Annotated in this window: 6 protein-coding genes and 3 pseudogenes; 4 read left to right on the top strand and 5 right to left on the bottom strand. The window is 39.8% G+C overall.

All coding sequences use genetic code 11. The features are described from left to right. Positions 1-360: 360 nt before the first annotated feature. The 5 genes and pseudogenes from MW688_RS02970 to MW688_RS02990 all read right to left on the bottom strand — a co-directional run bounded on the left by MW688_RS02970 (position 361) and on the right by MW688_RS02990 (position 4,539). Positions 361-843, bottom strand: coding sequence for a hypothetical protein (locus MW688_RS02970; protein ID WP_486734428.1), 483 nt, complete (start codon positions 841-843; stop codon positions 361-363). Beyond that, positions 830-1,426 (bottom strand): annotated as a pseudogene (locus MW688_RS02975) (DUF4158 domain-containing protein). The gene MW688_RS02970 and the pseudogene MW688_RS02975 overlap by 14 nt, the downstream one beginning before the upstream one ends. Positions 1,427-1,492: 66 nt before the next feature. Then, positions 1,493-1,723 (bottom strand): annotated as a pseudogene (locus MW688_RS02980) (Uma2 family endonuclease); the annotation flags it as partial. A 104-nt stretch (positions 1,724-1,827) separates the two neighbouring features. Beyond that, positions 1,828-3,615 carry an aspartate kinase gene (locus tag MW688_RS02985; protein ID WP_486734429.1) on the bottom strand — a complete coding sequence of 596 codons (1,788 nt, stop codon included), beginning with the start codon at positions 3,613-3,615 and terminating at the stop codon, positions 1,828-1,830. 60 nt (positions 3,616-3,675) lie between these two features. Further along, positions 3,676-4,539 carry a tetratricopeptide repeat protein gene (locus MW688_RS02990; RefSeq protein ID WP_486734430.1) on the bottom strand — a complete coding sequence of 288 codons (864 nt, stop codon included), beginning with the start codon at positions 4,537-4,539 and terminating at the stop codon, positions 3,676-3,678. Between the two features lie 145 nt (positions 4,540-4,684). Here MW688_RS02990 and MW688_RS02995 point away from each other — a divergent pair, with 145 nt between their 5' ends. From MW688_RS02995 to MW688_RS03010, 4 genes and pseudogenes are all read left to right on the top strand, one after another. Further along, complete coding sequence (locus MW688_RS02995; RefSeq protein WP_486734431.1) at positions 4,685-6,037, top strand: efflux RND transporter periplasmic adaptor subunit; 1,353 nt, start codon at positions 4,685-4,687, stop codon at positions 6,035-6,037. Positions 6,038-6,057: 20 nt separating this feature from the next. Beyond that, positions 6,058-6,540 carry a universal stress protein gene (locus tag MW688_RS03000; protein WP_486734432.1) on the top strand — a complete coding sequence of 161 codons (483 nt, stop codon included), beginning with the start codon at positions 6,058-6,060 and terminating at the stop codon, positions 6,538-6,540. 124 nt (positions 6,541-6,664) lie between these two features. Then, positions 6,665-7,735, top strand: a complete 1,071-nt coding sequence (gene recA / locus MW688_RS03005) for a recombinase RecA (RefSeq protein ID WP_486734433.1) — start codon at positions 6,665-6,667, stop codon at positions 7,733-7,735. A gap of 431 nt (positions 7,736-8,166) precedes the next feature. Continuing rightward, positions 8,167-8,482, top strand: a pseudogene (locus MW688_RS03010) (hypothetical protein); the annotation flags it as partial.

Raw genomic sequence — 8,482 nt, forward strand, 5'->3', positions numbered from 1 at the left:
GCCTTCAAAGTAAGAGCATCTGTTCATCTAAAGTAGGGGGAATCGTCTCCATGTCAATCAGATAATCCCCAAATCGTTTTATCTGACTGGTTAAATAGGGACTCATGGTAAACTTTATTCTTATCGGGGCGATAAAAAGTCAAAACCGCTTTTATTAATCTATCGTCCGAGCTAGTTGAGGCTAACTTAAGGACATTAATGACGCGGAAAAAAGAACTGCGGTGGCTCTTGTAAAAGCGCCAAAGTAAGGGCAAATGATTATTCCCTTTGTAGGCATTAACTGCTTCACAATCACTAATTAGAGACTCTACGCCTCCTTGAGGCTGAAAAATGCCTTGGATTTGAGCGACTGCTTGGCTGTCAGGTAAGGGTTCGGAGAAAACTTCGAGGACATTGGTAAAAACTGAGACTAATTTTTCCGTTGTTTCTTGGTTCTTTTGGCGGATTAGTTCTAACTCGTCCTTGGCATAGTTTCTGGATTTTCTTCATTTGTTTAAGAAACATGGACACCAAGGAATCACGAGTTTGCACTTGTGCTGTATAAATTAGACACAGAAGCAGTGTCAGCCTTTTGGGGCTGGTAATATCTTTGATTTCGCCAGCATTCAAGGCTTTGGCTTCGGCGGCAAAATGTTTGATTTTACTGGCAGTAAGCGGTTTGATTAAGTCTTGGACATCACCTAAAGTTTCTAGCCAGGTTAAGTGAACTAATAAGTCATTTAGATGATTGCGACTGGATTTTTTCGGCAGTTTTTTAAGGTCGTTATAGCAACTGCGCTGTCGGTGAGTCGGACTGTCAAGAAGGTCATTGAGTCGCTGTTGATCTGACTCACTCTCGTTCACTAATTACTTGAGAAAATAGTTGTTGGTTAACGAAATTTCGTTCGTGCCGAATGAGTCTGTCTAAAGTAGCAAAGGAAGGTAATTCCGACCGTTTTTTTACTAATTCTTCAATAGCCACGTTGATTAAATCAGCCGGATTGTCTCTGACTAAAGCTGATTCTTTAATAATTTCTCTGATGAAGCTATTGGTTTCTTGAGTGAATTGACTAACTTGAAGATAAGAACGAATTGCTTGTTTATGACGTGATCAAGTTTGAGAATATTGATAGCCAAAGTCTAAATTTTGGGGAAGTTTCAGAAAAGTCCGAATGTAGTTAATGACCCTATCAGGAATGTCAGATAGCTTAGGGAAATAACCCAGTCGCTGAAACGACTTGAGTAAAACTATCAGGTTGAGATAGTTTTCTGACCCAGTTGTTGCTGTTCTACCAAATGCTATTTCTGACGGTTTGGGAGTATAAATTTCTTGAAGTTCCTTAGCCGTGTAATAACGTTTGAATCGAGGATAAGCTGTTCTTTCTATGGAAGCCACATTCTTAAATAACTCAAAAAAAGGATTTTGGCTAATATTAAAAAACAGCATACCAAAAAATGGTGAATTTCTATCTTGTTGACTATGTTTCTCTAAAAACTTGATTGTTACAAATCTTTACATCGTGTTAAATTTTACACGTATCCCCTCTTTACGCCTATTTAAGCTTTCTACTTCTTTTCCTGGACGATAAATCTCAACTAGGCTATTTTGAGGATCAATTAACCATCCTAGTTTAGTTCCGTTGGCGATATATTCATACATTTTTTCTTGCAGTTTGGATAAGCGGTCAGAAGGCGATCGCAATTCAATTACAAAGTCAGGACAAACGGGAACAAAGCCTTTTTGTTACTGATTACTAATTACTTCATTACTAATTACTCATTACTGATTACTTCAAGACCCATTATTCATCCACCAGTAAATGAGTGGGTTTTGATGCAAGATCTAAGTTATACCTTAACGGCTAAATCAAAAGCTTGATGAGCTAATTTAAGGGCTTTTTCCGCCTCTGCCTGAGGTACAACACAACTTACTTTAATTTCAGAAGTAGCAATCATTTCAATATTAATATTAGCCTCAGCTAGTGCAGCAAAAAACTGTGCTGCTACACCAGGTTTACCAATCATTCCCGAACCAACAACACTAACTTTAGCAATATCTCTATTTACAGAAATACTGGATCCAGGTATTTGGGCAATCAAACTAGCTAAAGCTTTACAGGCGCTTTCTTCCTCAGCTTCAGCCACTAAAAAAGCTAAATCTCTGGTAAGTTGACCTTCAACCAAGCGACAGCGTTGAGATTGAATAATCGTGTAAATACTAATATTATGTTGGGCAAGGAGATTAAATATAGCCGCCGCCATACCGGGTACATCTGGTACGTTACAAATCGCTAAACGAGCTTGATTTACATCTAAAGCAACTCCCCTCACTGCGGGTAAATCAGTTTGGGTAGAATTGAGACTACTAGCGGGAGAACTTTTCACAGCGAAAACATTAGTTAAAGAGGAGATCGCCCTATCTAAATCTTCTGCGGCAATTAGACAGCTCATTTTCACCTCGGAGGTAGAAATCATCTGAATATTAATCTTAGCTTCTCCTAGTGTTTGACACACCTTAGCGGCTACTCCTGGTTTACCAATCATACCAGCTCCCGATACAGCTACTTTAGCTATATTTGATTCTACCAATACTTTGGCTTTATCCTGGTTAGGTGAATCACCTCCTAGAGATGGAGCAATTTTTTCTGCTAAAGCTGTAGCCGCAGACAATTTTTCCTTAGTTACTGTGAAAGCGATATCATTACTATTGCCTTCCTGTATAGATTGAATAATCAAATCCACATCCACACCAGAGGCTGATAGTTCCCCAAATAGTTTGGCGGCGATTCCTGGAGAATCTGGTACATTCACTAAAGATATTTGAGCTTGATCTTGGTCAAACTCTATTGCATCTATTGATTGGGTAATCTCTAAACCTTCTAGAGATCTTGTTTTAGGAGGTGGAGAAGTTACCCTAGTACCTGGTTCATCGTTCCAACTTGAACGCACTACCAATGGTATACCATAGTTACGGGCTATTTCTACTGCTCGTGGATGGAGTACTTTTGCCCCAAGACTCGCTAATTCTAGCATTTCATCACAGGTTATCATCTCTAATAATTGGGCATCTGAGACAATGCGAGGGTCTGTGGTGAGAATACCCGATACATCTGTATAGATTTCGCATAAATCTGCTCCTAGGGCCGCAGCTAGTGCTACTGCTGAAGTGTCTGAACCTCCTCTCCCTAAAGTAGTAATCTCTAACTCGTTAATACTACTTATGCCTTGAAAACCTGCTACTACTACGACTTGTCCTTGAGCTAGATGGCGTTCTATACGTTCTATTTTAATCTGTAAAATTCTCGCCTTGCTGTGTTCTGCCTCGGTTACAATCCCCACTTGAGCGCCTGTGAGGGAAATAGCTGGTTGTTGGAGTTCCTGTATAGCTATACTCAATAAAGCTATAGAGACTTGTTCTCCCGTAGAAAGCAGCATATCCATTTCTCGGCGACTGGGATGACTAGATAATTCTTCAGCCAAACCAACTAAAGTATCAGTTGTTTTGCCCATTGCTGAGACTACCACCACCACCTGATTACCCTGGGAGACGGTTTTTTGGACTCTTTCTGCTACTTTTTTAATTCTCTCAATAGAACCGACAGAAGTACCGCCGTATTTTTGGACAATTCGGGCCATTTTGTTCTTGTTTTACTCCTTTATTTATTTTTCGCTATTTCCCAATTGTTGGACTATAATTTAAGGCGTGGATTGTTCTAAACGAGCGATTAAAGCCTTCATAGTGGGGGTTTCTAAAAAATCCTCTGTATCGGCTAGAAGTTTTTCACCCCAGAGATTTTCCTCTAAAAAAGCCAAATCAGAGTAGCGACTATCGATAGATAGAGCCTCTTCTCCTAAGGCTAGGGCCTTTTCGCGATCGCCTTGAACATAGGTAGCCACAGCGATCGCCAACAGAGGTTCAGCTTGTTGGTCGTCGATTTCCCTGGTAGATTCCCACAATTCTACTGCGCTCATCATATTTCCCTGTTCGTATTCCACCAGACCAATATTATTTATTGATGGCCAAAAATCTGGTTCTATAGATATCGAGCGGTTGTAGGCGGCGATCGCCTCTGGATAATTTTCTAGCTTTAAATAAGCGTTACCCAAATCAAACAAAGCTGCTACAGAATCTGGTTCTTTAGCTAATCCCGCTTCAAGATTATCTACAGCTCGTTGATATTCTCCCTGTTGAAAATAGGCACTCCCGAGAGTAAATAAAATACCTGGTTCTTCTGGTTCTAATTCGTAGGCTTTTTCTACGGCGGCAACCCCTTTGTCTAACTCTTCTTGCTGAAGATAAATACTTCCTAGAATTAACCAAGTTTCATAACGTTCTGGGGCCAATTGAGTAGCTAATTCAGCTCTTGGCAGAGCTAATTCTGGTCTCCCGAAACGCAAAAGTTGCACTACATCTTGAATTAAAGCAATGCCTTGCTCTTCGCTTTGTGCGGCATCTAATTCTGGTGTGTAGGGTAAAAGGGCTTGTCCCAAGGCTGGGGTTGTAGTTAAACCGAGACTTGTACAAGTAATCAGAGATAAAATCCAATTTAATTTAGGCACTGTATTTTTTCAATTAAATAACTATGTTTATCCTTATAGGGAGCAAGCTACCATAGATCTAGTATCCAATGCTTAACCCTTTGTTATATCTTAACCTATGCGTCTGTTGCAAAAATCACCGTTTTCTCTAAGTTGGTTGCTATTCATGCTAATTACGGGAGGCTTATTGAGTTTAGGAATACTTACATATTTTAATCAAAAAAAAAGCCTTAGCACAAGTCAATTAGCTGAATTAACTATTCCCGTTGCTCAACAAGACTTACAAGTAACGATTAGATCCAGTGGTAAAGTAGAACCAATTACCAGTGTTAACCTAAGTCCCAAAAATCCAGGATTAGTTACTGAAATCTTGGTAGAACAGGGGGATATAGTAGAAAAAGGACAATTATTAGCCAGGATGGAAAATAGTGAGATTGCGGCTCAAAAACAAGAAGCATTAGCCAATCTCGCCGAAGGAATCGCCTCCTTAGAAGAGTTTGAATCTCGTCTTAGTCAAGAAATTAGTCAGTTACAATCCCGTTTACAACAAGCCCAGGCACGTTTAGAGCAAACCCAAATGAGTTTGCCGCGCCAAATCAGTCAAAATCAAGCCCAACTAGAAGCAAGTCAAGCGCGTTTCCAACTTTCTCAAGAAAGAGTTAAGCGCAATGAATATCTATTTCAACAGGGAGCTGTATCCCAAGATGAGTATGATGCTGCTATCAATGAGTATAAAAATGCTCAAGCCGCTCTAGATGAAGCCAAACAACGTTTAGCAGAAGCCCAAACCACAGAGAAGTTAACTATAGATGAATTAACAGCTCAACGGGATGAAACAGGTTTTTTACTCAATGAACGTCAAAATACTAGTGAGCAAGAAAGAGCTAAATTACAAGCAATAGTTGATAGTAGAAGAGCACAATTAAAACTACTGGAGATTCGCTATGAAGATACTTTCCTCAAAGCTCCCTTTACAGGTATTATTACACAACGTTACGCTAATCAAGGAGCTTTTGTGACACCAACTACCTCCGCTTCCACCAGCGCTGGTGCCACTTCTACCTCAATTTTAGCCCTAGCGGAGGGTTTAGAAATAGTAGCCAAAGTACCAGAAATTGATTTAAGCCAATTATATGTGGGACAACCTGTAGATATTTATGCCGATGCCTATCCTCAACAAAGTTTTTCTGGGGAAGTTAAGTTAATTGCTCCCGAGGCGATTGTTGAAGAGGGTGTAACTTCTTTTGAAGTAAAGATTAGTTTATCAAAACCTCAAGACAAACTTCGCTCGAAAATGAATGTAGATGTTATATTTTTAGGTACAAGATTAGATAATGTTGTGATCATACCTACTGTAGCTATTGTCACCCAAGATGGAGTTACAGGAGTAATGACTGTGGGAGATAATAACCAACCCGAGTTTAAGCCTATTACTCTAGGGGTTACTCTAGATACTAAAACTCAGGTTATTGAAGGATTAACCCCAGGAGAAAGAGTATTTATAGAGTTACAACCTTAGATTTTTGAGGAATTTTGAGCATGTATGAAAGAATTTTAGTTGCTATTGATATGTCTTCTAGGAGTAAAAGAGTGTTTACTAATGCTCTATCTCTAGCCAAGAACAATGATAACGCCCATCTACTCTTACTACACGTTTTGTCGGCGGAAGAAGATAATAGCCCTTTGCCTATTCCTACTGATATGAGTGGCATGTATCCTGCTATGGGTAATGATCTGACTCTGAAGACTTGGCAGCAAGAATGGCAAAATTTTCAACGTCAAGGAGAAGAAAAATTAGTCACCCTCGCTCAAGAAGCAACTAATGCTCAAGTAAAAGTAGAATATCGCCAAATTATTGGTAGTCCTGGTCGCCTGATTTGTCGTGTCGCCCAGGATTGGCCCGCTGACTTGATTGTGATTGGACGACGTGGCCGTTCAGGAATCCAGGAAATCTTACTTGGTAGTATTAGTAACTATGTCCTTCACCACTCTCATTGCTGCACTCTCATTGTCCAAAGTTGATAGTTTAAAGATTATGGTAATATTTCTACATACTTTAAATTCTTAGGGAAAAAATAGGTTAAAATAGATAAGTACTTATGTACTAGTCAAGAGCAATAAAAACAGTATTATTATAGGGGCTTTAATGAATAATAGTATTTTGAGTAATAATCCAGATAAAGAAAAAGCTTTAAATTTAGTGCTCACACAAATTGAGCGAAACTTCGGAAAGGGTGCAATTATGCGCCTCGGTGATGCAGCCCAAATGCGGGTAGAAACTATCTCTAGTGGAGCCTTAACTTTAGATTTAGCCCTAGGAGGAGGACTGCCAAAAGGTAGAATTATCGAAATTTATGGACCAGAAAGTTCTGGGAAAACAACCTTAGCCTTACATGCGATCGCAGAAGTGCAAAAAGCAGGAGGAGTGGCGGCCTTTGTAGATGCGGAGCACGCCTTAGACCCTACCTATTCGGCAGCTTTAGGGGTGCAGATTGAAAACCTATTAGTAGCTCAACCAGATACAGGGGAATCGGCTTTAGAAATTGTTGACCAGCTAGTGCGCTCCGCCGCCGTTGACTTAGTTGTAGTAGATTCAGTAGCAGCTTTAGTACCCCGTGCAGAAATAGAAGGAGAAATGGGCGATACACAAGTGGGGTTACAGGCACGTTTGATGAGTAAAGCCCTGCGAAAAATTGCCGGAAATATGGGTAAATCAGGTTGTACAGTAATTTTCTTGAATCAGTTACGTCAAAAAATTGGTATAACCTACGGAAACCCCGAAGTAACTACAGGAGGAAATGCTCTAAAATTCTACGCTTCCATCAGATTAGATATTCGTCGTATTCAAACCCTCAAAAAAGGTAGCGAAGGAGAATACGGTATACGCGCTAAGGTAAAAGTAGCTAAAAACAAAGTTGCCCCTCCATTCCGTATTGCAGAATTTGATATTATTTTCGGACAGGGAATTTCTCGCATTGGTTGTCTATTGGATTTAGCAGAAAAAACCGATGTAGTAGTGCGTAAAGGAGCATGGTATAGTTATGAAGGGGACAATATCGCTCAAGGTCGTGATAATGCTGTCAAGTATTTGCTAGACAATCCCGAAACTGCAACTTTAGTAGAACAACAAGTTCGCAGTAAGTTAGATATCAATACATTGTTATCTGATAGTAGCGATGATTTTGATGATAGCGAAGGGAGTGATGAAGAAGCTTAAGCTTGAGTATTATCGCTCCTCTGTTTTCTCTTTGGGAACTAACTAGCCAATATATAAGCTAGTTGTGGACGGTGAGCGAAAAAATAAGTGGGAATACTTGAAGTAATGAGTCATAAGTTGTGAATTGGGTATGTATGATTATTCTTGATACTCAGATCTTGCACCAGCACAAAAGTACTGAATAGGCCAACAGGCGAGAATCAATTTTTAATAGGTTAGGATCAATTCTTTAACTCATTACTTCAAGACTTCAAAACTCATTACTCATTACTCATTACTCATTACTCAACCACAACCAGTAACTTTGGGTAAAGATGCGAGGGTCTGAGTGATACTCATATTTGGATGTGGTGGCATCAAGATACCTAAAACTACAGACATAAGTACTATATTGGTTAAAATAAAGGTAAAAGTAATAAAGGAAATAATTTATGTCCAGAAGCAATGAAACTTCAATACTAATAGTTTCTTTTGTAATTACAACAGCTATTATTGGTGCTGGGGCTTGGTGGTTTTTCAATAGGTCTCAACCCCAACCTCAAGCAACACAAACAACTCCTCCCCCTACTAGTACAACTACACCACCCCCCGAAACCACACAAACAACTCCTCCCCCTACTAGTACAACTACACCACCCCCCGAAACCACACAAACAACTCCTCCCCCTACTAGTACAACTACGCCTTCTACAGAAACCACACAAACAACTCCTCCCCCTACTAGTACAACTACGCCTTCTACAGAAA

The sequence above is a fragment of the Johannesbaptistia floridana genome (assembly GCF_057440575.1).

Coding starts and splice junctions, on each gene's coding strand:
- recA (WP_486734433.1), top strand. CDS start 6,665: ATGAATAATAGTATTTTGAGTAATAATCCAGATAAAGAAAAAGCTTTA.
- MW688_RS02985 (WP_486734429.1), bottom strand. CDS start 3,615: ATGGCCCGAATTGTCCAAAAATACGGCGGTACTTCTGTCGGTTCTATT.
- MW688_RS02995 (WP_486734431.1), top strand. CDS start 4,685: ATGCTAATTACGGGAGGCTTATTGAGTTTAGGAATACTTACATATTTT.
- MW688_RS03000 (WP_486734432.1), top strand. CDS start 6,058: ATGTATGAAAGAATTTTAGTTGCTATTGATATGTCTTCTAGGAGTAAA.